Source organism: Collinsella sp. AM31-2AC, from assembly GCF_003469285.1.
Classification (GTDB): Bacteria; Actinomycetota; Coriobacteriia; order Coriobacteriales; family Coriobacteriaceae; genus Collinsella; species Collinsella aerofaciens_AT.
This window is the reverse complement of record NZ_QSJB01000006.1, coordinates 92,389-118,480: the sequence shown is the minus strand read 5'-3', so window position 1 is coordinate 118,480 and position 26,092 is coordinate 92,389. Positions and strand designations below refer to the sequence as shown.

Genomic DNA, 26,092 nt, shown 5'->3' with positions numbered 1-26,092 from the left:
TGGCATAGGACATTTGGAGGGTGAGTCGGCTCGGCTGCCGACCATGCTGCTCCTGGGACGGCACCGACCGCGAACTCTCCCCGTTGGCGTCGCGCATTGCGCGCGGCCCTGCAAGGAGGTCATCATGGGTGCTCCCAAGACCGGTAACGTAAGGAACGTGGTGCTCGTAGGCCAAGGCGGGGTGGGCAAGACTTCACTCGCCGAGGCCATGCTCCACCTTTCCGGCAAGACCGCCCGCCTGGGCGGCCACGACGGCACCAAGCCCACGCTCGACTATGACCCCGAAGAGGTCAAGCGTGCATTTTCCATCTCGACGACCATCGCGCCGATCGACTGGAAGGGCGCGCGCATCAATGTGCTCGATGCCCCGTGCTACCCCGATTTTATCGGCGACGCCTTTGCCGCGATGAGCGTCTGCGAGACGGCTCTGTTTGTGGTCGACGCCGAGGCCGGCCCGCAGCCTACGACGGTTAAGCTCTGGTATGCCGCCGAGGACCTACGCCTGGCACGCGCGGTGTTCGTAAACCGCCTGTCGCGCTCCGAGGCCAGCTTTGCGACCACGATGGACCTGCTGCAGGAGCGCTTTGGCACGCGCCTGGGCGCCGTGACCCTTCCCTGGGGCGAGGGCGAGGACTTTGACGGCATCATCGACCTGGTGCGCATGAAGGCGCGCCACTGCAACGGCGCCGAGGCCGTTGAGTCGGAGATTCCCGATGAGTATCGTGCCCAGGCCGAGGAGGCCCATGACCATCTGTGCGAGCTGGTGGCCGAGGCTGACGACGAGCTGATGATGAAATACCTGGAAGGCGAGGAGACGCTGACGCAGGAGGAGCTTGAAGGCCTGCTGTCTAAGGCGATCGCCGAGCGCATCTTTGTGCCGGTCTTTGCGGGCGATTGCATTAAGGAGCAGGGCGTCAACTCGCTGATGGACGACATCGCCACGTACTTCCCGGCGCCGACCGACTACGGCGAGATGCCGCTCATCGACGGTGATTCGCTTAAGATTTCGAGTGACGATGACCGTCCGGTGGCGTTTGTGTTTAAGACGCTGGCCGATCCGCAGCAGGGCCGCATCAGCTTTATCAAGGTGCTGACGGGCACGCTTGAGCCGGGTCTTGAGTTGGTCAACGCGCGTACCCGCAAGAGCGATCGTTTGGCTCACTTGTATGTGATGTGCGGCCGCGATATGACCGAGGTTGGCCATGCCTATGCCGGCGACATCATCGTGGCGCCCAAGCTGGCTGCCGAGACGGGCGATACGCTCTCGATTACCGGCAAGGTCGAGGCTGCGGCGTTTAAGTTCCCCAACTCGCAGTACCGCATCGCCATCGAAGCCGAGAACCGCGGCGACGAAGAGAAGCTCTACACGTTTATCGAGAAGGCCTGCAAGGCAGACCCGACCATGAGCATCGACCGCGACGAGGAGACCGGCCAGACCATTATCTCCGCCGTTGGTGAAGCACAGGTTTCGGTGCTGCTCAACCGTCTGGAGGACCGCACCAAGGTCGCCGCCAAGAGCGTGCCGATCCGCATTCCGTATCGCGAGACCATCCGCCGCACGGCGAGCGCCCAGGGCCGCCACAAGAAGCAGACCGGTGGTGCCGGTCAGTACGGCGACTGCTGGCTGCGCGTGGAGCCGCTCATTGGGCCCGACGGCACGAGCGACGGCTACGAGTTTGTGGATGAGGTCGTAGGCGGCCGCATTCCGCGCTCGCTGATTCCCGCCGTGGACAAGGGCGTCCAGGAGACCATGAAGGACGGCATCATTGCCGGCTACCCGCTCACGGGCATTCGCGTCGCGGTGTACGACGGCTCGTATCACAGCGTCGACTCCAACGAGATGGCGTTCCGCGCGGCGGCACGCATCGGCCTGCGCAAGGCATGCGCCGATGCCGACCCGGTGGTGCTGGAGCCCATCGAGGAAATCACGGTGACGATCCCCGAGAGCTACGCCGGCGCCGTGATGGGCGACATCTCGGCCTCGCGCGGTCGCGTGACGGGCATGGAGACCGATGAGCGCGGTGACACCGTGGTCATCGCCCAGGCGCCGCTGGCCGAGCTGACGGATTACTCGACGCGCCTGCGCTCCATTACGCGCGGCACGGGTGACTTTACCATGAAGCCCGCTGGCTATGAGCAGGTTCCCTATGACGTTCAGGCCAAGCTGGTCGAGCGCTATGAGGAGGGCCGAGCTAAGTAACGTGTGGCTTTGTCTGCGCCACGCATGTCGATGCAAGGGCCGCTCTGGGTGATCCGGAGCGGCCTTTTTTGATCCCTAGGGGATTGCAAATCGGTTCTTGTCGTGGGTAGGGCTAGTCCCCTGACGCCTGGTTGCGGCCGGTGGCGTAGTCGATCTGCACATGCGGTTGCAGGTTATAACAGTACACGTGGAAGCACAGCGTCTTGCCGTGATCCTCGACCGATTGGGCCTCAAGGCGCACGCCGCGGCAGAGAAGTTCCTCTTCGTTGTACATGGGCGTGACGCGGTAGAGCACATGGTTGCCAGTGTCGCGGATGTAGCCGAGGATCTGCTCTTCAAACGGCAGCATGCCCGTCTCGTTGAGATAGCGCGTGCCGGTGAGGAGATTCTTGCGGTTGGCGTTTTCGCCGCAGAGTGACCAGGCGATGAGGTGGCAGCGGTTGTAGAGGCTCTGGCCCGGAATAAAGTCGTAGCGCTGCTGGTGCCAACCGGCGGGATGGATGCGCGAGATGTCGCCGCGCTTGCCTTGGCCGAGCGATTCGGGTCCTATGCAGGCGAGCGCTTTGCGGGTACGGCCCAGGCTGTCGAGTTTAGAGAACTTCTTAAAGCAGCCCTCCTCGGTGGCTCGTTCGTATTCATCGAGCGTGAACGACGGCGTGCCGAGCGGATGCGTGCCGTCGGCGCGGAGGGCAACGTAGGGGTTGCCGGCGTAGTCGGGAATGCTGTTGAGATATACGCCGCGGGCGCGGTTGAGGTCGGGGTTTTCGACCTCGTCGATGGGGGTGGCGACGCTGTCCGCGGAAGCGTCATCGGTGTCGCTTGCGGCGGAATCGGGGCCATCGCCAGAGTCTTGGCTATTTTGAGAGTCCTCGGAGCTCGCTGTTCCCGATTCGAGCCGGGCAACCAGGTCCGCCTCGTCGTCGGTGCGGCTGGGACTCTCGTTTTGCTTCTCGGCCAGAGCCGCCGCCTGCTCATCACTTTGCGGCGACAGCAACTTGGGCGCCCCATCGAGCGATCCCGTAAACAGCGCAAACCCCAGCACCACGGCGGTGCCGATGGAAAGTGCTTGCTTGTAGGCGGACTTGCGCGACATTGAGGCTCCTGGGTAGTCGGTTGCGAATCTACCAGTCTAGCAGGAGCCGACAGGGGCCGTTCTGTCGAACAAATACTTAAGATTTGGGACAAACACTCCTGATTTATTTGTCCCGCGGTCTAGATCGAGGTGGAGTCGAGCCAGTTGAGCTTGCACTCGAGAATGCGCTGCTCACCGGGCGTGCTGCTGCCATCGAGTAGTGTGAGGAGCATCTCGGCCGCTTCGCGGCGTTTCCCTGTTGAGGCCCGTGCGTCCCAGTTTTTGGCTAAATAGAGGGATGCGCTTTCCCGATGGGGTGGGTTTTGGAAAGCGCGCCCCGCTCCGGCGGCTCATTCCGGGACAGACTTTCCGGTTTAAGTGGAAAGCCTGTCCCATTCCGAGCATCTATTCTGGGACGGACTTTCCGCAAGGGGCTTCTATGAACGAGCTCGGCGCAAGATCATGACTAGAATTCCATCGCCGTTTACGCTCGTTTATCTAAAACGGACATATCGTTTTGGTTGAGAGCAGCTGACAGACAAGGGCGCCCGCATGGGTTGCGGGCGCCCTGTTTTTACGGGTAAACGGTCGGAAAATTCAGGTGAACGGTCAAATCGGGACACATCAAACGAAATATCATACGGACAACCGAATATACGGACGTTTGTGATAACCTAGTTGTCGATCAAGAACGGCGACCGGCACCCCCTGTGCGGTCGCCACTTGATACATCCAGTGGAGACAACAGGAGGCAAACACTATGTACGTAACCCTGCGCGAAGTCCTGGCAGAGGCCAACCAGCTCAACATGGCCGTTGGTGCTTTCAACACCCATAACCTCGAGATGTGCCCGTCGATTATCCGCGTCGCGGCTCGCCTGCACACTCCCGTGATCATCCAGACCTCCGAGGGCACCGCTAGCTACGTTGGCCACCGCAACCTGGTTGCTGTGTGCAAGTCCATGGCCGAGGAGTACGGCGTCAACGTTGTCCTCCACCTCGACCACGCCAAGAACTTCGACGAGATCCGCAAGGCTCTCGAGGCCGGCTATAGCTCGGTAATGTTTGACGGCTCTGCGCTTCCCTTCAAGGAGAACATCCTTGGTACCAAGCGCATCGTCGAGATGGCTCAGGCCCACGGCGCTTCTGTCGAGGCCGAGCTTGGCACCGTCGGCGGTACCGAGGATGGCGTCGCCGTTGCCGACGCCGATGTGCGCTACACCGATCCCGAGCAGGCTGTCGAGTTCATCGAGAAGACTGGCATCGACGCCCTTGCCGTCGCTATCGGTACCAACCATGGTCAGTACAAGTCCAAGACCAACATCTCCTTCGATCAGCTCGAGAAGATCCGCGATGCCGTGAACGGCTTCCCCTTGGTCATCCATGGCGGCACCGGTGTTAAGGATGAGGACGTCCGTCACGTCATCGACCTTGGTATCCGCAAGTTCAATGTTGGCACCGATCTGCTCGTCAACTGGAACAAGACCTCCAAGCAGTGCTATGACGAGCTCAAGGAGAACGCCTCCAACCGCAACATGGTTATGCCTGCTCAGAAGGCCGTCGAAGAGGTTGTCGAGCACCGTATCAGCCTGTTCAAGAATATCGTCGCTTAGGGACGAGGCGCACCGATGCAGATTACGGAGATGCTCAAGCGCGAAAACGTTCGCCTTGCCGATTCTGTCGATTCCTGGCAGGACGCGATCAAGCTTGCAATCGCCCCGCTCAACGAGGGCGGCTACGTCGAGGATCGCTATGCGGATGAGATCATCCGCGCCACCAACGAGATGGGTCCCTACTACGTGCTCACCGAAGACGTCGCGCTGATTCACGGTCGCCCCGAGGACGGCTGCATTAAGGGTCAGCTTGCCGTGACGGTCCTGAAGAAGCCCGTTAAGTTTTCGGAAGACAGCTTTGATGTTCGTCTTCTAGTCGCACTTGCGGCCGAGGATTCTAATTCTCATATCGAGGCCATGCAGGTGCTTGCCGGCATCTTTATGGACGAAGATAAGATCGAGCAAATCGTCGCTTCAGATGACGCCGACGAGATTTATCAGGCATTTACGGGAGCGGCGGCGTAAAACAGCGCCGCTTGGTGCGGGCGAGTCTATGTATTCGCCCGCACCTACCCCGAGGTGGGGCACGTGCCCCAAAAGGAAAGGAAATGACATGGTCAAGATTTTGTGCTGCTGCGGCAATGGTCTTGGAAGCAGCTTTGCCTGCCAGATGGCTATTGAGCAGGTTATGAAGAAGCTCGGGGTCCAGTGCAAGATGGACCACGACAGTGTTTCCAGCGCCGCGGGTGCCTCCAAGGGCTTTGACATGATTGTCGCTGCCGAAAACTTCAAGACGCAGATCGAGAGCTACAACACCGGTCTTCCCTGCGTGTTCCTTAAGCGTCTTGTCGATAAGAAGGAAATCGAGGAGAAGTTGACTCCGGTGCTCAAGGAGATGGGCGTCCTGGAGTAAGGGTCTTTTCACCTAGATTGATAGAAATGTACATGAGAAAAAGGGGTGTACAACATGGCTGTTCTTGAGTTTATTATCAATAACATCCTGACGCAGGCCGCCGTTGTTATCGGTCTCGTCGCCTGCCTGGGCCTTGTGCTTCAGAAGAAGCCGGCCAACGACGTGCTGCTCGGCACGTTTAAGACGATGCTCGGCTTCCTTGTTCTGGCTGCCGGCTCGAGCGTCATGCAGGGGTCTCTTGCCTACTTTGGCGATATGTTCAACTCCGCCTTCGGCTTCAACGGCATGACCGCCGTCGTCGCTTCCATCGAGGGCATTAACGGTCAGGCAATGACCGACCTCGGCCTTGGTTCCGAGATCGCCATCTGCCTCGCTGGCATCTTTGTGGTGAACATCATCCTCGCTCGTTTCACCAAGTTTAAATATGTGTTCCTGACTGGCCAGGCCCTTCTGTGGGAGTCCACGCTCTGCGTCGTGTTCGCCTTCTTCTGCGGCCTGCGCGGTATCCCCCTGATCGTCGTCAGCTCCATCGTCGGTGGTGCCTTCGCCACCCTCATGCCTGCCTTCGCTCAGCCCGTTGTCCGCAAGATCACCGAGTCCGATGACATTGCCCTGGGTCACTTCTGCACCTTTGGCTATATGTTCACCGCTCTTGTCGCAAGCATCACCAAGAAGCTCGCTGGCGGCAAGGAGTCCAAGTCCACCGAGGACCTCGAGATTCCGCAGTCCCTGTCCTTCCTCCAGGATACCTATGCTGCCGTCGGCCTGGTCATGATCGTCTTCTACCTGGTCGTCGCTGCTTTCGCTGGTCCCGCCGCTGCTGCTGACTACTGCGGCGCCACCAACTTCATGGTCTACGCTTTCCTCCAGGCCATGCAGTTCGTCGTTGGTCTGTACGTCCTGCTCGCCGGCGTCCGCCTGCTGCTCGCCGAGCTCGTCCCCGCCTTCCAGGGCATTTCGATGAAGCTCGTTCCCGATGCTCGCCCCGCTCTGGACTGCCCCGTCCTGTTCACCTATGCCCCTAACGCCGTTATCTTCGGCTTCGTGTTCACCACGCTTGGCTCGCTGATCGGCATGGCTATCACCGGCTTCATGGGCACCCTCGTCATCCCCGGCGTTATGTCCAACTTCTTCGCCGGCGGCACCGCAGGCGTCTTCGGTAACGCTATCGACGGTCGTCGTGGCGCCATCATCGGCTGCATCTTCCATGGCATCTTCATCATGATCCTGCCTGCGCTCCTGTCCCCGATGCTCGCTCAGATTGGCTTCGTGAACATGACCTGCACCGACGTCGACACCGTCGTCACCGGATTCTTCTTCATGGCCATCAAGTCCATCCTCAGCGTCTTTGGTATCGCATAAGGCTTCTTGTAGCGCTGACGAAGGTCCAAGTCTTTCTTAAAGGGGGTTGTTCCTGTGCCTGGTCCCCGGCAGGGGAACAACCCCCTTCGCTTATTACCGCTAGTGGAGGTTTCCAATGGGTTTGTTTGGATTTGGCAAGAAAAAGGAGAAGGCGGCTTCTGCCGCAGCCGAGACCGCGCCCGTTCTTGATCGAGATGCCGTTCTCGCCGCCGTTGAGGCGAAGCGTTCCGAGCTCGAGGGCAAGGAAGGTGTTGCTGCCGCAAACGTTCTAAACGAGATTGGTAAGCTTTACGCCGATGCCAACATGGTTGACGAGGCCGTTGAGGCATACGAGCAAAGTCTGGAAGCCAATCGCACGATGGGCAAGGCATCTGCGGCGTTGGTCAAGCTGTACAACAAAAAGCGCGCGGCCGCCGCTGAGGCAAAAGACGATGAGGCCATTAAGTACTACATGGACAAGGTTACCGAGATGCTCGCCATTTCCAAAGACCAGCTCCGTGGCAAATAATCGGGTAGTAAGAAGGGTTTCCTGGTATGGAAAAGACGCTGATTTTGCTGGCTGGACCTCCGGCTACGGGCAAAACCGATTTGGCGGACCGAATCAAGGCCCGCCATGCATCCGAGAGCTTTTTGAGCGTATCGCTTGATGACGTTAAGGAAGAGTATTGGGATACGTACGGCTTTAACAACGCCGAGGAAAAGGCACAGGTTGATGCGAACGCGCTTCAGGAGTGGTTCCGTCGTCTCGACGCGGCCATGGCGGACGGCCCGCAGATCATGTGCGATTATCCGTTTTCTGCCAAGCAGCACGACAGGCTCGCCGAGCTGGCCGATAAGCACGGCTATCGCGTTCTCACGATTCGCCTGGTCGCGGATCCCGTTATGATCAGCAAGCGCTACCGTGCTCGCGACCTTAAGCCGACGCGTCATCTTGCGCACATCGTGACGCATTACCACAAGGGCGATGTGCTCGAAGACCGTAGCACGGGTGACGATCTGGTCGATTTGGATACCCTTGTCGATCGCATTAAGAACCGCGGCTACGACACGTTTGAGCTGGGCCACACGATTGAACTCGATGTGACCAACGTCGACGCCGTTGACTATCCGGGCTTCTTGGCCAAGGTCGATGAGTATCTGGACGATTCTGCGTCTGTGGCCGATATTGCCGCCAAGGCGGGCGCTGAGCTTTCGGACGAGGATCTTTGTTCGCGCATCGACTACACGTTGCTTAAGCCGACCGCAACGTGGGACCAGATTGATGCCATTTGCGCCGAGGCATTTGAGTACGGTTGCGCCAGCGCCTGTATTCCGCCCTCGTATATCGCACGTGCGCACAAGGCCTATCCCGACCTTGCGCTTACTACGGTCATCGCTTTCCCGCTTGGCTATATGACGAGCACCGCGAAAGCCGCCGAAGCGGCAGATGCCTACGCCAACGGTGCTTCCGAGATCGACATGGTGATTGATCAGGGTATGGTTAAGGCCCGCGATTACAAGGCGATTGAGGATGACATTCGCGCCGTGCGCGAGGCCGTGCCGGATGCGACGCTCAAGGTCATCGTCGAGACGTGCTACCTGGCACAGGAAACCAAAAAGCCGATCTGCCATGCCGTTGAAGCTGCCGGTGCAGACTTTATTAAGACGTCGACGGGCTTTGGTACGGCCGGTGCCCAGGTAGAAGATGTCTATCTGTTTGCGCAGGAGCTCGGTGGTCGCGTGAAGGTCAAGGCATCGGGTGGCGTACGCACGAAAGAAGACCTTGCACTTATGTCGGGCGCTGGGGCCGATCGTATCGGCGCGAGCGCCAGTCCGCGCAAGCTTTTTGGCGCACGCTAGCCGGTACTCCGGGCGCTCCTTGCGCAAGGAACGCCCGGAACCGTTGATGAATTGGTGAGTCAGGCCCGGCTGGAATGGAAATATGTGCTGGTGTCGTTATCGATGTGTGTCTTTTGAGATTTAGCGGTTAACATTTATTAAAAAGCAACATCTGATAGCAAGGATTTTGGAAGCTGATTTAGATAGGGAGGGATGATGACCGATACGTCTGAGCTCGATTTTAGTGGCAGGGAGCAGCTGTATTCTCAGCTGTACGATATCCTGTTCCAGGGAATTACGAGCGGCGTTTACAAGATTGGCGACTACATTCCCTCCGAAAGCGATCTTATGAAGCGCTATGACGTTTCGCGCGCAACGGCGCGCAAGGCGATGGAGCTGCTTTCTAATAATGGCCTGATTGAGAAGAAGCGTGGCCGCGGATCCGAGGTCATTGCCAACGTGCCACTGAGCTCGCCCAAGCGCGTCTCGAGCTATATCAAAAAGAACGTAGATGAGCTTGCGGTGCCGCAAAAGCGACTGATTGAGTCCGGTGTTGTCGCCATGCCTCAACATGTTGCCCACGAGCTGGGTTTGACCGAGGGCACGAAGGCCTTTTGCCTTCGCCGCGTGCGCGTTTCGGGCGATCGTCCGTTTTATCTGGAGACGATTTACTACGAAGACGGCTTTGTCCCGCATGTTGCGGAACGCGACTTTTCCAAGGAATCGCTTCGCTCTTATCTCAATAACTCGTGCGATATTCGCTGGAGCCGTGTGAGCCAAAAGATTGGAGCTTGCGTTGCTACCGACGAGCAGGCCGAGCTTTTGGGCATCAGCTCCGGTGCTCCGCTGCTTAACATTACGAGGGTTTCTCATGACCAGCAGAATGTGCCCCGTGAGTATGTGGAGTCGTTCTATCGCGCCGACCTCTACCACCTCGAGATCGAACTCGATTAAGGGGCTCTCCGTTCCACTCTGATGCGGCGGCGCTTTTGACAAACAATTCAGTCCGTACATTTCTATATCATCATGTATGTAAGGAGTACATTATGGCAATCAAGGTATTTGCCGACGGTGCCAATCTCGAGGGCATGCTCGACATGGCCGAGAACGGTAACGTTCAGGGCTTTACGACTAATCCCTCGCTTATGAAGGCGGGTGGCGTGACCGATTACCGCGAGTTCGCCAAGACCGTGCTCGAGCACATCACCGATGTCTCGGTTTCGTTTGAGGTCTTTGCGGACGATAAAGCGGGCATGGAGGCCGAGGCTCGCGAGATTGCGACTTGGGCTGACAATGTGTATGTCAAGATTCCGGCACTCAACACCAAGGGTGAGTCGACCGCGGCGCTCGTTAAGCGCCTTTCTGCCGACGGCATCAAGGTAAATGTTACGACGATTTTTACTCCCGAGCAGGTCGATGAGTTTGTGGACGCTGTCTCCGCTGAGACGCCGTCTATCATCTCTATCTTCGCCGGCCGTATTGCCGATACCGGCGTTGATCCGCTGCCGTTGATGGCTGAGTCTGTCAAAAAGGCCGCGGCAAAGCCGCAGTGTGAGGTGCTCTGGGCGTCTACCCGTGAGCTGCTGAATATCTATCAGGCCGAGTCCGTGGGGTGCCAGATCATTACCGTTCCCAACGGCATTCTGGCCAAGCGCAAGAACGTCGGTAAGGACCTCATGGAGTACTCGCTCGACACCGTTAAGGGTTTCGCGCGTGATATCGAAACGCTTGGATTCCACATCCTGCCGTAACCGGACAAGTTGAGTTGTCTATATCGGTTGATGGCAGAAGGAGTAAGGGTCGTCGTTGCCTGTACGGCGGCGACTCGTAATGCCCCAAGTTGGCAAAGGCTCCTGGCTTTTGTTGTCTTGGGGCTTTTGTGTTTTAGGGTGAAATGTCTGCCTGGCACGCCATCTTAAAAATGAAGATCATAAGCGTTGCCGTCTGTACCATGGGTATCGCCCACACGTATATGGACCAGAAAACGATTCAAAATGAATGCGCCGCCTGTGGCATTGAGCACAAGGTTGAGGCCCAGGGTGGTCTGGGTATCGAGAAGGAGCTGACGCAGGAAGACGTTGACTCCGCCGACATCGCGACCGTGCCTATGGCTGCGCTCAAGAAATGGCTGCACCACACGCTGATCGATCAAGGTCTCGCCTCCTTCGAGGTTGACTGGAAAAGGTCGTCGCGTGGGCTTAAACGAGTGAATTGCCCCGGCATCGCATTATCCAGTGCCGGGGTTGTTCTCAAGAGAGGAATTCGTATGACCAACCAGGAGCTGGCGAAGGTCGCCAATGAGGTCAGGAAGGGTGTCGTGACCGCGGTCCATGCCGCCAAGTCGGGGCATCCGGGCGGATCGCTTGGCGCCGCCGACATTATGACCTACCTCTACTTTGAGGAAATGGATGTCGACCCGGCGAATCCGAACCGTGCTGAGCGCGACCGCTTCGTGCTCTCCAAGGGACATTGCGCTCCGGCACTCTATGCCGTGCTTGCTGAGCGCGGGTTCTTTCCCAAGGATGAGCTCGAGACGCTCCGACATATCGGCAGCCGACTGCAGGGCCATCCCAATATGAACGACACGCCGGGCATCGACATGTCGACCGGTTCGCTCGGCCAGGGCATTTCCGCTGCGGTTGGAATGGCGCTTGCCGCAAAGCACTGGGGCGACAGCTACCGCGTCTACACACTGCTGGGCGACGGCGAGTGCGAGGAGGGCCAGGTGTGGGAGGCGGCCATGTTCGCCGGTAATCACGATTTGGATAACCTTGTCGCCATTGTCGATCACAATGGCCTGCAAATTGACGGCAGTATCGACGAGGTTAACTCGGCTATGCCTCTTGCCGACAAGTTCCGTGCCTTTAAGTGGCATGTGATCGAGCTCGCCGACGGCAACGACATGGCACAGATTGCCGCCGCCTTTGCCGAGGCCCGCAAAGTGAGCGGGTCACCGGTGGCCATTATCGCCGAGACGGTGAAGGGCAAGGGCGTCTCCTTTATGGAAAACCAGGTGGGCTGGCACGGCAAGGCGCCCAACGATGAACAGTTTGAGCAGGCCATGGCCGAGCTCGTAGTAGCAGGGGAGGAGCTCTAATGGCAGACGTCAAGAAGGTCGCCACGCGCGTTAGCTACGGCGAGGCACTTGTCGAGCTGGGCAATGAGCGCGATGACTTTGTGGTTCTCGATGCCGACCTGGCCGCCGCCACGCAGACCGGTAAGTTTAAGGCCGTTCACCCTGAGCGCTTCTACGACGCCGGCATTGCCGAGAGCAACTTGATGGGGCTTGCCGCCGGCATTGCGACCACGGGTCGCGTCGCCTTTGCGAGCACCTTTGCCATGTTCGCCGCCGGTCGTGCGTATGAGCAAGTGCGTAACTCCATCGGCTATCCGCACCTCAACGTCAAAATTGGCGCTACGCATGCGGGCATCTCGGTCGGTGAAGACGGCGCTACGCATCAGTGTTGCGAGGATATCGCGCTCATGCGCACGATTCCGGGCATGACGGTGATTGTCCCCGCCGATGATGTCGAGGCTCGCGCCTGCGTGCGCGCCGCCTATGAGTTTGAGGGTCCGGTCTACATGCGTTTTGGCCGCCTGGCTACGCCGGTCATCAACGACCACGAGGACTATGAGTTCAAGATTGGCCGCGGCGTGGTCGTGCGCGAGGGGTCCGATGTGACCATCATCGCATGCGGCCTCATGGTCGCCGAGGCGCTTGAGGCTGCCGAGGTGCTCGCTGCCGAAGGCATCGATGCCGAGGTCATCAACATGCATACGATCAAACCGCTTGATGAGCGCCTAGTGGTTGCCAGCGCGACGAAGACCGGTCGTGTGGTGACCGCCGAGGAGCATTCGATTGTCGGCGGATTGGGCGAGGCCGTTGCGGCGGTGCTCGCGGAGCAGCACCCGGTGCCTATGCGCCGCGTTGGCGTGCGCGATGTGTACGGCGAGTCTGGCCCTGCGGTCGATTTGCTGCACAAGTACGGTCTGGACGCCGAGGGTATCGAGGCCGCGGTCAGGTCCGTGTTGTAAGGAGTGTTTTCTATGGGATTTGTATCTGCCAATCAGGTAACGATTGGGCATGCCGCCGCATCGCGCGAGGATGCTTTGCATTATTTGTCTGAATAGGCTGTTGGGCTTGGCTTTGCCAACGATGCTTCTGCCGTCGAGGCCGCCTTTATCGCTCGCGAGAACGAGGCCGAGACTGGCCTTGTCGCCGGCTTTGCCGTTCCTCATGCCAAAAGCGACGCGATCCATGCGCCGGGCGTTGCCGTGCTCAAATTGGCCAAGCCCGTCGAGTGGCCGAGCTTTGACGGCGTGCCCGTCGATGTTGCGCTTGCGCTGTATGTTCCCGCGGGCGAGGCTGGAACCACGCATCTGCGTCTGCCCTCCAAGGCTGCCGTGATGCTGATGGATGCCGGTTTCCGTGACAAGGTGCGCGCGAGCACCGATCCCGCCGAGATCGCGGAGCTTATTAACGCCGGGCTCGAGGGTTAGGTGCAACCAGCCCGCTCAATCAATTGATCCTTCTCCAAGGAAAAGGGCCGCAACGCCATACGATGTTGCGGCCCTGCTTGCGTTTTCCCAGATAAAACCTGCCAAAATAAACCCGTCCTCTTTTGGCGGGTTGGCGGGGTAATGCCCGCCGCAACTTATGGCACGGTTGGGATGTGTACGCTTTAAAGAGCGGAACACATGGTTAGAGAGATGCGCTCGTCTCTCTAAACGTCTCTCTAAAGAGAAAGTCGGTTAGAGAGATGGCCTTAGATAATCTAGCAGTGAATTTGATACATCTCTCTAAATAACTCTCTAAAACTAGGCGCTTATCTCTCTAAAGTTAGAGAGATATACTAAACTCTAGAGAGATAAATCTATTGTTTTAGAGAGACGGAATGCCAATGCTGCTGGATGAACCTCTTGGCCTCATCGTTGAGCGCCTTCGCAGGCGGGGGACCGATGACGCATCGGTAGAAGTTAAAGCCTGCACGAATAAATTGAGTGCAGACGTATGGGAGACAGTGAGTGCTTTTGCGAACACTGCGGGCGGGCTCATTATTTTGGGCCTGAACGAAGCCGAAGGATTTGTTCCTTCTGCCAACTTTGCTATCGACAGGGTGCGCGACCAGTTTGTTTCGGGTATCGGAGACGGAGGCTCAGCGGCGGTGGTGACCCATGCGCCGCGGTATGAGCTTGATCGAGGCGAGGTCGACGGGCTCCAGGTACTTCTGGTGCGCATCTTTGAACTTGAGCTCAAAGCGAAGCCATGCTATATCGGCGCGCGCGGCGTGCAGAACGGTAGCTACAAGCGCGTGGATGATAAAGATATCAAGATGTCGCCCGCTGAGCTATATGAGCTACAGAGTGCGCTGCTTCCGAGTGATGCAGACGGTACGGTGGTTTCGGAGGCAACAGTCGAGGATTTGGATCCAGATGTCGTGCGGTCCATTATCGCAAATCGCCGGCTGCAGACCCCGCGCGTTTTGCGCGGGGCCGATACGCTGGAAAAGCAGCTGGCCAGACTCAATATCACTACAAAGGATGGAGCTGTGAAGCTCGCGGGGCTGCTGTCGGCGGGAATTTACCCCCAGCAGTTCTATCCCAAGCTGATGATCGATGTCGCCGTTCATTCCGATGTGGAAAAATCTGCTCCTGGGCAACCCCGGTTTATTGACCGCCAGTTGTGCGATGGCCCGATTCCGGCTTGCATCGAAGATGCCCTCGCTGCGATCGGACGAAACTTGCGCAAAGCGGCGATAGTGCGAGGCGCTGGTAGAAGGGAAGATTGGGAAGTACCCCAGGAGGTTTTGCGCGAGGCCTTGGCGAATGCTTGCATCCATCGAGAGTATTCGCCCATGTTTGTGGGGCAGGCCGTGAGCGTCGATATCTACCCAGACAGAATAGAGATCAAAAACCCCGGCGGGCTTTGGGGCGGAAAGACGGTGGACAATCTTGCGGACGGGGAATCGCGCTGCCGAAACCCAAAGCTCATGAGTCTGATGGGGGCGACGCCGTTAGAGCATGCTGAGGGGGCTGTTGCGGAAAGTCAGGGATCTGGCATCCCGGCTATGATTCGCGAGATGGAGTCTCGTTCGCTTGGCAGGCCGAAATTTATCGTTAAGGCCGATTCGTTTACGGTGCTGCTTTCCCGGCACGGGGCGGAGCTTGCTGAAAACCGCATGTGGATTCAGGGCCATGTGGACACCGAACTGACGCATCGCGAGGAAACATTGCTCATGTTTATGCGGGAGCATGGGTGCGTATGCGATGTTCAAAAAATACGAGAGGCTTTGAAGTGGGATTCGGATGACATTCGCCTGATCTGCGGGGGCCTTGTCAATAAACATGTCCTGTCAAAATGTGGCAAAGACACGTTTGAAATTATCGATATGAGCAGAGAATCGTCAGCTTCGACGGCGGATAGGATTTTGGAGGCTCTCGGCGCCGGAATGGATATGACGGCGCGAGAAATAGCGGTTGCATCGGGGGTCAAGATTTCGTCCGTCCGTTACCATCTGCCAAAAATGGCGGATAAAGGACTCATTGAAGTAATGGGTTCATCGACGAGCCGCAACCGCCGCTATCGGAAGAGGTAGATGCAGCCGAGTCGCCTCTCTAGTGTCTCTCGAAGTTAGATGGATACTAGAGAGGTGGTGGCTCCGCGATATTTTCCAAGATAAAACCTGCCAAAATAAACCTGTCCCTTTTTGGCAGGTTACTGGTTCATGTTGCCGTGGATGTAGGGGGTGACCTCGGGGGAGATGTGGCCGCAGCCTAGGTTGCGCAGCGCGGACTCGATGGCGGCGGGCAACGGGGTCTTGCCCTCGCCGTCGACGGCAGCACCGCCGAGGGCGGCAATCTTGGCGACATCTGCGGGTGCGGCCTCGATATGCATGCACCCGCCGACCAAGCGCGCGCGAACCTGCGCCAGACCAAGATCGTGCAGGTAGTCCTCGCAGGCGCGGATTAGATTGACCTTCTCGCGCGTGAGCTCCTCGCCCGTAGGGACGCGTGTGGCCAAGCAAGCGCCTGCCGGCAGGTTCCAAACGGGGTAGCCCCATGCGCGCAACAGCTTGCGCTCTTCGTCCTTGGTAAAGCCGACCTCCATGAGAGGGGAGCGTACGCCGAGCTCTTTTGCCGCGCGCATGCCGGGGCGGTAGTCACCACGATCGCTTGCATTGCTGCCATCGATGACGGTGAGAAAGCCCAGCGACCTGGCGTGGTTGACGATGGCGGTAAAGCCGGCGCGCTTGCAGTGGTAGCAGCGGTCGGCATCGTTGCAGGCTACTTGGGGGAGCTGCAGCTGATCGACCGAAAGATTGAGCACGGGGAGCTTAAAATGCGGCCCCTCATTGGCTTGTCCATCAACGGAGCGCTCAAACGAGGTCTGTTCAGGCGTGCCGATGAGCGGCGTGGTGAGGTGAACGAGAAGCGTGCTGGCGGGCATGATGCGGGCGCAGACCGCGGCCAAAAAGCTGCTGTCGACGCCGCCGGAAAAGCCGATGGCGACGCGTCCATATGCCAAAAGCAGCCGTTCGAGCGCTGCGAGTTTGTCCTGAAGCTCCTCTGCAGGTGCGGTGGTGTCTGAAAACATGAAACGATCCTTGCTATTGAGTACTCGGTCGAAAACTATAATCCTACCGGGCTGCTTGTCATAAGATTTCTACCTATGTAACGAAAGTGCAATATGCTATATACGTTATATACAAGTTTGTAAAGTGCGGTAGAGTGGCAGTAACGCAATCAGGTGAGGGGACCGATATGATTAAGGCTGTAATTTTTGACATGGACGGAACGCTGGTCGATACCGAGCGTCTGGGCATCAAGGCGTGGAAGGCGGGCGCCGCCGAGCTTGGGGTCGCGATTGATGATGCGCTGATCCATCAGTTTATCGGTCGCACGCTGCCCGATGTCATGGACATTCTTGAGGCGCATTACGGCAGCAGAGAAACCGCTGAGGCGATCTATCATCGCCACAAGGAGATTCGCGACGAGATAGTCAAGACCGATTTGGAGCTTAAGGCCGGTGCCGCCGAGTGCATAGACGAGCTGCTGGCTGCGGGCTATCACGTGGGCCTGGCGACGTCGTCGCGTCTCGTTACGGCCGAGCGCAACCTTAAGATGGTCGGTCTTTTTGACAAGTTTGAGACGGTGACCTGCGGCGGGGACGTCGTGCACGGTAAGCCCGACCCCGAGATGTATCTGCTCGCCTGCGAGCGCGTGGGCTTTGCTCCCGAGGAGTGTGCCGTGGTCGAGGATTCGCGCAACGGCTGCGTCTCGGGCATTACGGCCGGCTGCCACGTCTTTGCCGTCCCCGATATCGTGCCGCTGCCGCAGGACGTGGTGGACGGCTGCGAGGCCGTGCTCGATACGCTGTTCAATCTGCCGGCGGCGGTCAAGGCCGTGTGTTAGCGTTCGCACGCGAGTCGCCATGCCCCGCGCCCGATCCCGCGGGACGGTGACGGCAACGGCGCCTGCGTGGAAGCGCTGACGCAGTCAGCCCCTTTTATCACGCCAAGATTGCTGTTTTGGCCGATAAGAGGGGCATTGTGCTTTAAGCGACTGGGGCTGCGGCCTTGGTAAGGAGCTGGCGGAGGGTTATGACGCTACAAGTTACTCCAGGAGCCAGTCGATCACGTTGCGCTTGCGGACTCCTTCGTAGTTCGCGTCCGCAAACAGCGTGTCGAGCGTAAGAAGCGTCTTGGGGTAGTTGTCTCGGACTTTCTTAAAGGGGGCCAACTCTCGATCGAGGGTAGTTTCGTCGAGCGTTGTGGCTGAAACCTGAAAATAGGCTGTCTCGTCTGACTTTAGGGCAACAAAATCAATTTCCCCGCCGTCGATATCGCCCACGTAGACGTCGTATCCACGGCGTAGGAGCTCGAGATAAACAACATTTTCGAGGATATGACCGATATCGCTGCTTTGGGTTTTGACGAGAGCGCCTCTAAGTCCAAGGTCAACGGCGTAGTATTTGCCGTTTGTTGAAAGAAGCTGCCGACCGCGCACGTTATAGCGCGGAGCAAAGTACAGCACAAGGCTGTCTGTTAAGCCTTTGAGGTATTTGGCTACGGTTTTCTGGTCGGTTTTGTTGCCGTTGGACGAGAGCGTGTCGGAGATTTTTTTAATCGAGATCCGGTTTCCAATGCTATGGAGTAGGAACTTGGTGATATCGCGCAGGGTCGGGACGTCCGAGACCTTCAGGCGTTCGATAACGTCGCGTATGACGATGGTATCGTAGAGGCTCATAAGATAATCGCGCGCCTGGGGTCCCTGAATACCCGTCTCGGCGATAAAGGGAAAAGAGCCCCTGGTTATGTACTCGTCAAACAACTGCGCGGGAGCCTTTCCGTCATTGGTTTTTGCCGAGCAAAACTCTTTAAAGGATAGGGGCAGCATCTTGAGCTCTACGTAGCGGCCGGAGAGCAAAGTTGCCAGCTCGCTCGAGAGCAGATAAGCGTTGGAACCGGTTATGTGGAGGTCGACATTGTCCTTGATAAAAAGACTGTCGACGGCTTTTTCGAAATGCTCGACGTGCTGTATCTCGTCCAGAAAAACGTAGTTCATCTTATCGGGGACGAGTCTGGCGGAAATGTAGTCGTAGAGCGCTCTATACGACGTAAGCGACTCGAACTCCAGGTCTTCAAAGTTGAGGGATATAACCTGGTCGCCTGTGATTCCATGATCGCGCAGGTAGCTACGGTAGATTTCGAATAGCTTTGATTTGCCGGACCTTCGCACGCCCGAAACGACCTTGATGACGTGTGAGTCTTTCCACGAAATGAGCCAGTCGAGGTACTGTTTGCGATCAATCAGATTCATGAAACCCCTTTCTTGGCGAGAAAAAACTGGAGCAAAATCAATACTTATAGGAAATATCTAAAAATATGGAATTGAGTCTATTCTAACAAAAAAGTTAATGAAAAATGGATTACATTCCATAAATATCCGTAGCTGCAGGTCCGGCTAAACGGGGAGGGCACATGGGGCCAGTAAAAAACGCCGCAGCGGGCCTGTTTCCGTTGCGGCGTTTTTTGTTACAAGTAGGCGCCCAGGTTGATGTCGGTTATTGGGGCCGCGGATGGGCCCGTCGGGTGCTGCTCGGCCTTTTGGGTGCTCACGCGCTCGAGCAAGAAGGGGCGCACGAGCTCCTGACGGTTAATGTCCTCGGTGGCCGTGACCGTGGTGACGGTGCGCGCGGCGGAGCCGATGCGGACTCGTTTGGTCTTGGCGGCAGGTTTATCCTCGATTTGTTCCATGAGCAGCTGCACGCCCTTGCGGCCGATCTCGTAGCCCGGTGGTGCTACCGTGGTGAGGGGGACCGATCCGCTCCAGGCAAGCGGGTTGCCATCGCAGCCGGCCACGCGGACCTGCTCGGGGACGGAGATGCCTTTGTCTATCAGCGCCGAGATAACGCCCGACGCCAGTACGTCGGTCAGGCCGATGACAAAATCGGGGCGCTCGTCAGCAGGGCGTTCGGCAATCTGGGTACCGATGCTGTAGCCGTCGGCTGCGGTATTCCACTCTCCGGCATCGATGACCTCAATTTTGATATCGGGATGCAGGGCAAGTGCCTTGTGGATGCCAAGGACGCGCAGGGTGAGCTGCATAAATGCCGCTCGGCCTACAACGACGATGCGGTGTGCGCCGCGGGCGATGGTGAGCTCGGCGATAATGCGCCCCTGTGCCTCGTTGTCGGCGGCCACGTAGTAACCGGGTTCTGAACAATGGACGTCCAGATGGACGATGGGGACGGGAATCTTGGTCATGGCGGGGTGCCAGTCGGGGGACGCCATGGGCTGAACTATGACGCCGGACATCTGCGTGCCCATAAAATAGCGCAGGTAATGATCCTCGAGAATATCGTCGTTATCGGCATTGGCGATGAGCAGGTCGTAGCCGTGCTTGCGGGCCTCGTTGTGGGCGCCGCTGGCGATTTGGAGTGAAAAGCCGTGATCGAGACGAGGGAGCACCAGGCCAAAGGACTTGGTGGCGCCGCCCGCGAGCTGACGAGCGCTTTGGTTGGGCAGATAGCCAAGGCGATTGATGGTCTCGTTGATGAGCTTGAGGGTCTCGGGGCGCAACTTTTCGGGATGGTTGAGTGCGTTGGAAACCGTGCCCAACGAAACCCCGGCTTCGCGCGCGACGTCGCTGATTTTTACCTTTGCCATAGCGGCCCCTTTGATGCGTTTCAAGTACAAGCCAGATTGTAGCATCGCCCGCCCCCAGGGTGTCAAAACCTGCCAATTAGGGACAGGTTTATTTTGGTAGGTTTTATCTGGGGAAACGCCGTTGCCAGCGCGACCACCACGAAGGGGACAGGCACCTTTGTGGTGGTTTGAGCTGCCCGGGCCTTCAATTGTCTCGATCTGTAACATCTGGACGGCAAAACTGGCTCTACCTGTTACAGATCGAGACATAGTGCAGGGGCCGAACCGCAATGTCTCGATCCGTAACGCTAAGCCGGCTTATTGCGGCCCAGATGTTACAGATCGAGATTTTTAGCCAGAACAGAGCGCCGCCCCGGTCCAAATCACCACAAAGGTGCCTGTCCCCATTGTGGTGGTTTGGACCCGCTGGACGTGTGTGCATCGGGTGGTATCTAAGTTGAGATACCACATCTGGTATATCAGCTTGCGCCTGCGTGAGTACAATACTCGAACGTTATGCGTCTCAGCGCCCCTTGTGCGTGGACGTCTTGCAGTCACGCGAACGAAGGGATTTATCCTATGTGCGGAATCGTCGGCTACACCGGCTCTGATATTGCAAAGAACATCCTGGTCACGGGCCTCAAGCGCATGGAGTATCGCGGCTATGACTCCTCGGGCGTTGCGCTCGAGGTGGGCGAGGGCGCCGCGGCGCACCTCGACGTCATCCGCCGCGTGGGCAAGGTCGCGGGCCTGGAGAGCGAGCTTTCCAACATCGACAGTGACGCTACCTGCGGTATCGGTCACACCCGTTGGGCCACCCATGGCAAGCCTTCCGTTGTCAACGCCCATCCCCACACCAGCTGCGACGGTCGCATCGCCATCGTCCACAACGGCATCATCGAGAACTTCGCCGAGCTGCGCGAAGAGCTGGAGGGCCGCGGCCACCACTTTAAGAGCGAGACCGATACCGAGGTCTTCGCGCATCTGATCGAAGAGGCTTATGCCGAGACGCACGACCTGATGGCCTCCGTGCGCGAGGCGTGCACCCACGTGGTCGGTGCCTATGGTCTGGCCGCCGTGTGCGCTGACGAGCCCGGCGTGATCGCCGTGGCCCGCAAGGATTCCCCGATCGTGGTCGGCGCGGGCGAGACCGGCGCCTATGTCGCCTCCGATGTCATCGCGCTCATCGACGCCACCCGCGATGTCGTGGTGCTCGAGGACGGTCAGTTTGCCAAGCTCACGCCCGCAGGCGTCGAGTACGCCGACGAGGCCGGCAACGCTATCGAGCCCAAGGTCACCCACATCGACTGGGACCTGGACATGGCAGAAAAGGGCGGTTATCCCGACTTTATGCTCAAGGAAATCCACGAGCAGCCGCGCGTCGTGCGCGACACGCTGGTCGGTCGTATGACGCCGGCCGGCGAGCTCGACATCGACGAGCTGGGCCTTTCGCTCGAGGAGCTCAACGACATCGACCGCGTCTACGTGATCGCTTGCGGAACCAGCTATCACGCTGGCCTCATCGCCAAGAATCTCATTGAGGGCTGGGCTCGCATCCCCACCGAGGTGGAGGCGGCCAGCGAGTTCCGTTATCGCAACCCCATCATTACGCCGACGACGCTCGTCGTTGCCGTGTCCCAGTCGGGCGAGACGGCCGATACCCTTGCCGCCATTCGCGATGCGCGCATCAAGGGCGCCAAGGTCTTCGGCATCACCAACGTGGTGGGCAGCCCCGTGGCGCGTGAGAGCGACGGCGTCATCTACACCAAGGCCAACAAGGAGATCGCGGTCGCCTCGACCAAGAGCTTCATCGGCCAGGTCGTGAGCCTGACGCTGCTGGCTCTGCTGCTGGCGCAGGTCAAGTACCGCCTGACCACCAAGCAGGCGCGCATGCTGTTCCGCGAGCTTTCCGATACGGCCGAGCAGATCCAGTGGATTTTGGATACCCAGACCGAGGCCGTGCATGAGGCCGCCCTGCTGTGCAAGGACGCGCAGTCCGCACTGTTCGTGGGTCGCGGCATGGGTGCCGCTATCTCCTACGAGGGCGCGCTCAAGCTCAAAGAGGTCAGCTACCTGCACGCCGAGGCCTACGCCGCCGGCGAGATGAAGCACGGCCCCATTGCCCTGATCGACCCGGGCTTCCCCGTCATCGCCGTGGCCACCAAGAGCGCCACCTACGACAAGACCGTGTCGAACCTTATGGAGTGCAAGGCACGCGGCGCCAAGGTCATCGTCGTTGCCACCGAGGGCGACGAGGAGATCAACAAGATCGCCGACTGCATCATCCGCGTGCCAGCAGTCCGCGACGTGTTCAGCCCCATCACGGCGAGCGTCCCGCTGCAGCTGCTCGCCCGCGAGGTGGCCATCCTGCGCGGTTGCGACGTTGACCAGCCCCGCAACCTGGCGAAAAGCGTCACGGTCGAATAATCGAGTTCCGTCGTTCTAACAACTAAGGCCCGGCTCCGCATCAAGTGACGGAGCCGGGCCTTGTTGCATTTGCCCAGATAAAACCTGCCAAAATAAACCTGTCCCTTTTTGGCAGGTTAGCGAAGCTTGCTGGTCTCGAAGTACTCGGGGAATTGGTCCAGAACTTCGGTTTGGTTGCGGAACATCATGTGCAGGTGCTTGCTGACCAAAAAGCTCGCTTCGATGGGGTCGCGACCGGCGATAGCGCGGCGAATCTGCTTGTGCTCGTTCACGATGTCCCGATTGTCGAGAACCTGCGTGGCGGCGCGCAGCCAGCGGAAGCGCTCCAGGTCGGCATTGGTCTCTTCGAGCCACGACCAAACGGTGCTGCGACATGCAATGCTAAAAATCATGTGATGCATGAGGTTGTCGCTCAAAAAGAAGCCGATGCGATCCTCTTCGGCCATGGCCTTTTCCTGCAGCGCGATGGCGCGGTCGAGCTGCTCGATGCCGGCCGACGTGGCGCGCGCACAGCACTCCACGATCACCTGCTTTTCGAGATGCTCGCGGATGTAACAGGCACTCTCGGCAAGGGTGAGGTTGATGGGCGAGACGTAGGTACCGCTCTGGGGCACGGTGCGCACCAGGCCCTCTTGCGCCAGACGCACCAGTGCCTCGCGCACAGGGGTGCGCCCCATATCCAGGTCGTCGCAAAGTTGCTTGACACCCAGCTTTTCGCCCGGCTTGTAGTCCAGGTAGACGATTTTGCGTCGAATGGTGTGGTAGGACTGGTCCTGTAGGCTCGTTTCCTGCTCGCCGACGTGCATCGATTCTTCCATAGCGCCTCGCAACTGTTCTATCAGACTCATATGTCAGTTGTTAATTATGCCGCGAATCAGCTCTCCGCGGTGGGTAATTCGGCTGTTGCCCAAGAACTATTGCGGCATCTTAGTCTGTGTTTGCGCAAGGCTGCGCTCAATGTTGCCGTATCATAAGCCGTCGCAAACGTGAAATAGAAAGAAGGAATCCCATATGCAACTGGCAAATTTCGTACGCGAGCGCTGGAAAGGCGTCTTGTTCTGCCTGATTATCGCCATTCCCGCGACGTTGCTCGGCAAACAAATTGAAGTGGTCGGCGGTCCGGTATTTGCCATCCTCTTTGGCATGGTCCTGGCGCTCGTCTTTCCCAAGAATCGTCGCGAACAGCTCGCCGCCGGCGTCACCTATACGTCTAAAAAAGTCTTGCAGTACGCGGTAATCCTGCTTGGCTTTGGCATGAACCTCTCGCAGATTCTGTCCAAGGGCGCCCAGTCGCTGCCGATTATCGTGGCGACAATCTCGACTTCGCTTGTCATTGCCTTTGTGCTCTGCCGCGTTATGAACGTGCCGAGTAAGATCGCGACGCTTGTGGGTGTGGGTTCGTCGATTTGCGGCGGTTCTGCCATCGCCGCGACCGCGCCCGTCATCGATGCCGACGATCGCGAGATTGCCCAGGCTATTTCGGTCATCTTCCTGTTTAACGTTATCGCGGCGCTCGTGTTTCCGACGCTCGGCGGCATGCTCGGGCTGACCAACGAGGGCTTTGGCCTGTTTGCCGGCACCGCCATCAACGACACCTCGTCGGTAACGGCTGCGGCGAGCGCCTGGGACAGCATGCATCCCGGCGCCAATGTGCTCGAAAGCGCCACAGTGGTCAAGCTCACCAGGACGCTGGCCATTATTCCCATTACGTTGGTGCTCGCATGCTGGCAGATGCATCTGGCGCGCAAGGCCGGCGGCGACGCCAAAAGCACGTTCTCGCTTAAACGCGCGTTTCCCATGTTCGTGCTGTTCTTTGTGCTGGCGAGCGTAATCACCACGGTGCTTCAGCTTCCTGCATCCGTTACGGCGCCTATCAAGGAGATGTCGAAGTTCTTTATCGTGATGGCCATGGCGGCTATTGGCTTTAATACCGATATCGTCGAGCTGGTCAAAAAGGGCGGCAAGCCCATCGCATTGGGCTTTTGCTGTTGGATTGGCATTGCGTGCATGAGTTTGGGAATGCAGCACGTGCTGGGAATCTGGTAGAGAAGCAGCTTATTTGCGTGCTGCGTGCTGGCGAGCGCATCCTCGCGGTGGAGCGATAGGAGCTCTTGCGGGTATGGCTTGTCCGCAGGTTTATAGGTCCCGAAGAGCTCTTATCGCCCCGCCAGGATGGCGATGCGGGGCAACTCATATACTCGCAGGACGGCGGCTTCTGCCCTATAGTGTTTGGTGAGCAATATCGTTCAATTTTGAAACACTCGCCCGCGCGGCCGTCGGTGGCGGCGTGGCGCTGAGGACGGGGCGCAATATGAACAGTGACGCCAAGCTGCAAATCTTGATCGAGGCCTTGGCTGCTGCCGGGGCCTCGGCATTGGCAATCGATGCGCGTGGGGACGTCGCGATTTCGACCATGAATGACGCGGCGCTTGAGCGGGATGTGGCGGCTTTTGTCGCTGAGCGCCTCGACCGTATAGGAGACGGCGCGCGTCTGGTTATGGGGCGTGCGGGTACGCGCCTGAGCCTGACCGTTCGCCCCACCGACAAAGAAGGCGGGGGCCTTTGGGTCGTCGTGGTCCGCGAGGTACGCGGCGCCGCGGCACATGCGGGCATCGAGTGGCTCAACGCCGACGAAGTTGAGGCCCGCTACGAATCGAGCGCGTACGGCATCGTTGAGGGGGCGGCCTCGGTAGCTGCGCCGGTCGCCGAGAGCTACGCGCGCGGTGTGCCCCTTATGCTCGAGGGCGAGCTGGGAGCGGGTCAGATCGAGATCGCCAAGCGCCTCTATCTGGACGGTCCTTTTGCCGATCAACCCTTTGTTGCCGTTGCGCTCGATGAGCTTACCGATCGCGGTTGGCGCCACGTGCTCAAAAGCGCCGAATCGCCGTTGTTCCAAACGGGGCTGACACTTTGCATTGCGGGCTGGAATGCGGTTGGCCCCCAGCGCCTTCGCGAGCTCGTTTCCACGATGGCCGACACCGCGTTGGCGACGCGCTGCCATGTGGTGCTGACGGCGAATGACATGCCGGGCGGCAGCGAAAGTGATCAAGCCGCCTTTGTGACCGAGCGCTTCGCCTGTGCGGTGAGCGTGGCGCCGGCAATCGTCGAGCAGGGAGCCGCGTCGACGAAGGTTGCGCGCTATTTGGAATATCTCGCTGGTGCATTTGGGACGGCAGCGCCCACGCTGTCTGCCGCGGCGACGAAGGCGCTCGATGCTTACCGCTGGCCGCGCAACTATCTGCAGCTCCGCGAGGTCTCGGAACGACTGTATATATTGGTGGGGACGGGCACGGTGGATCGCGCTGTGGCGGAGGAAGTGCTAGCCCAAGAGGACGTGATTAAGACCGCAACCTTTGGCGCCCCGACACTCGAAAGCGACCTGTATATCCTGCGACCGTTGGCCGATACCGAGCGAGATATCGCGCATCTGGTTGTAGATCATCTCCACGGCAACCGAACCCGTGCGGCGGAGGTGCTGGGCATAAGCCGAACAACGCTGTGGCGCTTGCTGAAGGACGATGACCGTTGAGCGAGGCGCCCGTGACCGCGCGCGACGCGTGTGCTACAGTCCAAAGCGTTATTGTTTCGATTTGGTTACGGC

21 protein-coding genes and 2 pseudogenes are annotated in these 26,092 nt (G+C 58.7%); 18 read left to right on the top strand and 5 right to left on the bottom strand.

All coding sequences use genetic code 11. The annotated features are described in order from the left end of the window. Positions 1-124 precede the first annotated feature (124 nt). On the top strand, positions 125-2,200 hold the full coding sequence (locus DW796_RS04185; RefSeq protein ID WP_118094352.1) for a translation factor GTPase family protein: 2,076 nt from the start codon (positions 125-127) through the stop codon (positions 2,198-2,200). A 112-nt stretch (positions 2,201-2,312) separates the two neighbouring features. On the opposite strand, the gene DW796_RS04180 is transcribed toward DW796_RS04185, so the two are convergent. Then, complete coding sequence (locus DW796_RS04180) at positions 2,313-3,293, bottom strand: DNA/RNA non-specific endonuclease (protein ID WP_118094351.1); 981 nt, start codon at positions 3,291-3,293, stop codon at positions 2,313-2,315. 739 nt (positions 3,294-4,032) lie between these two features. On the opposite strand from DW796_RS04180, the gene DW796_RS04170 reads away from it, so the two are divergent. From DW796_RS04170 to DW796_RS04115, 13 genes and pseudogenes are all read left to right on the top strand, one after another. After that, complete coding sequence (locus DW796_RS04170; RefSeq protein WP_118094350.1) at positions 4,033-4,884, top strand: class II fructose-bisphosphate aldolase; 852 nt, start codon at positions 4,033-4,035, stop codon at positions 4,882-4,884. A 15-nt stretch (positions 4,885-4,899) separates the two neighbouring features. Then, entirely contained in the window at positions 4,900-5,349 is a 450-nt protein-coding gene (locus DW796_RS04165; RefSeq protein ID WP_118094349.1) for a PTS sugar transporter subunit IIA, read from the top strand. Positions 5,350-5,437: 88 nt separating this feature from the next. Further along, positions 5,438-5,737 carry a PTS sugar transporter subunit IIB gene (locus DW796_RS04160; RefSeq protein WP_117734930.1) on the top strand — a complete coding sequence of 100 codons (300 nt, stop codon included), beginning with the start codon at positions 5,438-5,440 and terminating at the stop codon, positions 5,735-5,737. A gap of 54 nt (positions 5,738-5,791) precedes the next feature. Next, a complete protein-coding gene (locus DW796_RS04155; RefSeq protein WP_118094348.1) occupies positions 5,792-7,099 on the top strand; it encodes a PTS ascorbate transporter subunit IIC in 1,308 nt (435 codons plus the stop codon). 115 nt (positions 7,100-7,214) lie between these two features. Beyond that, complete coding sequence (locus DW796_RS04150; RefSeq protein WP_199579829.1) at positions 7,215-7,607, top strand: hypothetical protein; 393 nt, start codon at positions 7,215-7,217, stop codon at positions 7,605-7,607. A 26-nt stretch (positions 7,608-7,633) separates the two neighbouring features. After that, positions 7,634-8,938, top strand: a complete 1,305-nt coding sequence (gene deoC / locus DW796_RS04145; protein ID WP_158567683.1) for a deoxyribose-phosphate aldolase — start codon at positions 7,634-7,636, stop codon at positions 8,936-8,938. A gap of 195 nt (positions 8,939-9,133) precedes the next feature. After that, a complete protein-coding gene (locus DW796_RS04140) occupies positions 9,134-9,871 on the top strand; it encodes a GntR family transcriptional regulator (RefSeq protein WP_118094347.1) in 738 nt (245 codons plus the stop codon). Positions 9,872-9,963: 92 nt separating this feature from the next. Continuing rightward, entirely contained in the window at positions 9,964-10,668 is a 705-nt protein-coding gene (locus DW796_RS04135; RefSeq protein ID WP_118094346.1) for a transaldolase, read from the top strand. A gap of 143 nt (positions 10,669-10,811) precedes the next feature. Then, positions 10,812-11,003: pseudogene (locus DW796_RS10795) on the top strand (hypothetical protein); the annotation flags it as partial. A 180-nt stretch (positions 11,004-11,183) separates the two neighbouring features. Next, positions 11,184-12,014 (top strand): transketolase, encoded by an 831-nt coding sequence (locus DW796_RS04130; protein ID WP_118094367.1) that lies wholly within the window; start codon positions 11,184-11,186, stop codon positions 12,012-12,014. Continuing rightward, positions 12,014-12,952, top strand: a complete 939-nt coding sequence (locus DW796_RS04125) for a transketolase family protein (RefSeq protein ID WP_118094345.1) — start codon at positions 12,014-12,016, stop codon at positions 12,950-12,952. The genes DW796_RS04130 and DW796_RS04125 overlap by 1 nt, the downstream gene beginning before the upstream one ends. Before the next feature lie 120 nt (positions 12,953-13,072). Continuing rightward, positions 13,073-13,417, top strand: a pseudogene (locus DW796_RS04120) (PTS sugar transporter subunit IIA); the annotation flags it as partial. A gap of 401 nt (positions 13,418-13,818) precedes the next feature. Further along, positions 13,819-15,513 carry an ATP-binding protein gene (locus DW796_RS04115; protein WP_158567682.1) on the top strand — a complete coding sequence of 565 codons (1,695 nt, stop codon included), beginning with the start codon at positions 13,819-13,821 and terminating at the stop codon, positions 15,511-15,513. A gap of 119 nt (positions 15,514-15,632) precedes the next feature. Here the strand turns inward: DW796_RS04115 and DW796_RS04110 are convergent, their stop codons facing one another. Continuing rightward, complete coding sequence (locus DW796_RS04110) at positions 15,633-16,511, bottom strand: ATP-dependent sacrificial sulfur transferase LarE (RefSeq protein ID WP_118094343.1); 879 nt, start codon at positions 16,509-16,511, stop codon at positions 15,633-15,635. A 167-nt stretch (positions 16,512-16,678) separates the two neighbouring features. Here DW796_RS04110 and DW796_RS04105 point away from each other — a divergent pair, with 167 nt between their 5' ends. Next, positions 16,679-17,329, top strand: coding sequence for an HAD family phosphatase (locus DW796_RS04105; RefSeq protein ID WP_118094342.1), 651 nt, complete (start codon positions 16,679-16,681; stop codon positions 17,327-17,329). A gap of 201 nt (positions 17,330-17,530) precedes the next feature. Here the strand turns inward: DW796_RS04105 and DW796_RS04100 are convergent, their stop codons facing one another. Together DW796_RS04100 and DW796_RS04095 are read right to left on the bottom strand one after the other, a co-directional pair. Continuing rightward, positions 17,531-18,736, bottom strand: coding sequence for an ATP-binding protein (locus DW796_RS04100; RefSeq protein WP_118094341.1), 1,206 nt, complete (start codon positions 18,734-18,736; stop codon positions 17,531-17,533). Between the two features lie 215 nt (positions 18,737-18,951). Continuing rightward, positions 18,952-20,085, bottom strand: a complete 1,134-nt coding sequence (locus DW796_RS04095; protein ID WP_233539661.1) for a LacI family DNA-binding transcriptional regulator — start codon at positions 20,083-20,085, stop codon at positions 18,952-18,954. A gap of 558 nt (positions 20,086-20,643) precedes the next feature. On the opposite strand from DW796_RS04095, the gene glmS reads away from it, so the two are divergent. Continuing rightward, on the top strand, positions 20,644-22,491 hold the full coding sequence (glmS, locus tag DW796_RS04090; RefSeq protein WP_118094339.1) for a glutamine--fructose-6-phosphate transaminase (isomerizing): 1,848 nt from the start codon (positions 20,644-20,646) through the stop codon (positions 22,489-22,491). A 116-nt stretch (positions 22,492-22,607) separates the two neighbouring features. Here glmS and DW796_RS04085 read toward each other — a convergent pair whose 3' ends face one another. Further along, positions 22,608-23,309: a GntR family transcriptional regulator gene (locus tag DW796_RS04085; RefSeq protein ID WP_233539660.1), complete on the bottom strand. Its 702-nt coding sequence runs from the start codon at positions 23,307-23,309 to the stop codon at positions 22,608-22,610. Between the two features lie 193 nt (positions 23,310-23,502). On the opposite strand from DW796_RS04085, the gene DW796_RS04080 reads away from it, so the two are divergent. Further along, entirely contained in the window at positions 23,503-24,537 is a 1,035-nt protein-coding gene (locus tag DW796_RS04080; protein WP_118094337.1) for a YeiH family protein, read from the top strand. Positions 24,538-24,802: 265 nt separating this feature from the next. Further along, the gene (locus DW796_RS04075; protein ID WP_118094336.1) at positions 24,803-26,020 is read left to right on the top strand and encodes a helix-turn-helix domain-containing protein; all 1,218 of its coding nucleotides are present in this window, start codon (positions 24,803-24,805) and stop codon (positions 26,018-26,020) included. Positions 26,021-26,092 lie beyond the last annotated feature (72 nt).

Excerpts from the sequence above, each read along its gene's own strand:
- DW796_RS04125 (WP_118094345.1), top strand. The coding sequence starts at position 12,014 with ATGGCAGACGTCAAGAAGGTCGCCACGCGCGTTAGCTACGGCGAGGCA.
- DW796_RS04100 (WP_118094341.1), bottom strand. The coding sequence starts at position 18,736 with ATGAATCTGATTGATCGCAAACAGTACCTCGACTGGCTCATTTCGTGG.
- deoC (WP_158567683.1), top strand. The coding sequence starts at position 7,634 with ATGGAAAAGACGCTGATTTTGCTGGCTGGACCTCCGGCTACGGGCAAA.
- DW796_RS04095 (WP_233539661.1), bottom strand. The coding sequence starts at position 20,085 with ATGGCAAAGGTAAAAATCAGCGACGTCGCGCGCGAAGCCGGGGTTTCG.
- DW796_RS04075 (WP_118094336.1), top strand. The coding sequence starts at position 24,803 with ATGAACAGTGACGCCAAGCTGCAAATCTTGATCGAGGCCTTGGCTGCT.
- DW796_RS04115 (WP_158567682.1), top strand. The coding sequence starts at position 13,819 with ATGCTGCTGGATGAACCTCTTGGCCTCATCGTTGAGCGCCTTCGCAGG.
- DW796_RS04130 (WP_118094367.1), top strand. The coding sequence starts at position 11,184 with ATGACCAACCAGGAGCTGGCGAAGGTCGCCAATGAGGTCAGGAAGGGT.
- DW796_RS04180 (WP_118094351.1), bottom strand. The coding sequence starts at position 3,293 with ATGTCGCGCAAGTCCGCCTACAAGCAAGCACTTTCCATCGGCACCGCC.
- DW796_RS04185 (WP_118094352.1), top strand. The coding sequence starts at position 125 with ATGGGTGCTCCCAAGACCGGTAACGTAAGGAACGTGGTGCTCGTAGGC.
- DW796_RS04150 (WP_199579829.1), top strand. The coding sequence starts at position 7,215 with ATGGGTTTGTTTGGATTTGGCAAGAAAAAGGAGAAGGCGGCTTCTGCC.
- DW796_RS04110 (WP_118094343.1), bottom strand. The coding sequence starts at position 16,511 with ATGTTTTCAGACACCACCGCACCTGCAGAGGAGCTTCAGGACAAACTC.
- DW796_RS04135 (WP_118094346.1), top strand. The coding sequence starts at position 9,964 with ATGGCAATCAAGGTATTTGCCGACGGTGCCAATCTCGAGGGCATGCTC.
- DW796_RS04170 (WP_118094350.1), top strand. The coding sequence starts at position 4,033 with ATGTACGTAACCCTGCGCGAAGTCCTGGCAGAGGCCAACCAGCTCAAC.
- DW796_RS04140 (WP_118094347.1), top strand. The coding sequence starts at position 9,134 with ATGACCGATACGTCTGAGCTCGATTTTAGTGGCAGGGAGCAGCTGTAT.
- DW796_RS04080 (WP_118094337.1), top strand. The coding sequence starts at position 23,503 with ATGCAACTGGCAAATTTCGTACGCGAGCGCTGGAAAGGCGTCTTGTTC.
- DW796_RS04160 (WP_117734930.1), top strand. The coding sequence starts at position 5,438 with ATGGTCAAGATTTTGTGCTGCTGCGGCAATGGTCTTGGAAGCAGCTTT.
- glmS (WP_118094339.1), top strand. The coding sequence starts at position 20,644 with ATGTGCGGAATCGTCGGCTACACCGGCTCTGATATTGCAAAGAACATC.
- DW796_RS04085 (WP_233539660.1), bottom strand. The coding sequence starts at position 23,309 with ATGGAAGAATCGATGCACGTCGGCGAGCAGGAAACGAGCCTACAGGAC.
- DW796_RS04165 (WP_118094349.1), top strand. The coding sequence starts at position 4,900 with ATGCAGATTACGGAGATGCTCAAGCGCGAAAACGTTCGCCTTGCCGAT.
- DW796_RS04105 (WP_118094342.1), top strand. The coding sequence starts at position 16,679 with ATGATTAAGGCTGTAATTTTTGACATGGACGGAACGCTGGTCGATACC.
- DW796_RS04155 (WP_118094348.1), top strand. The coding sequence starts at position 5,792 with ATGGCTGTTCTTGAGTTTATTATCAATAACATCCTGACGCAGGCCGCC.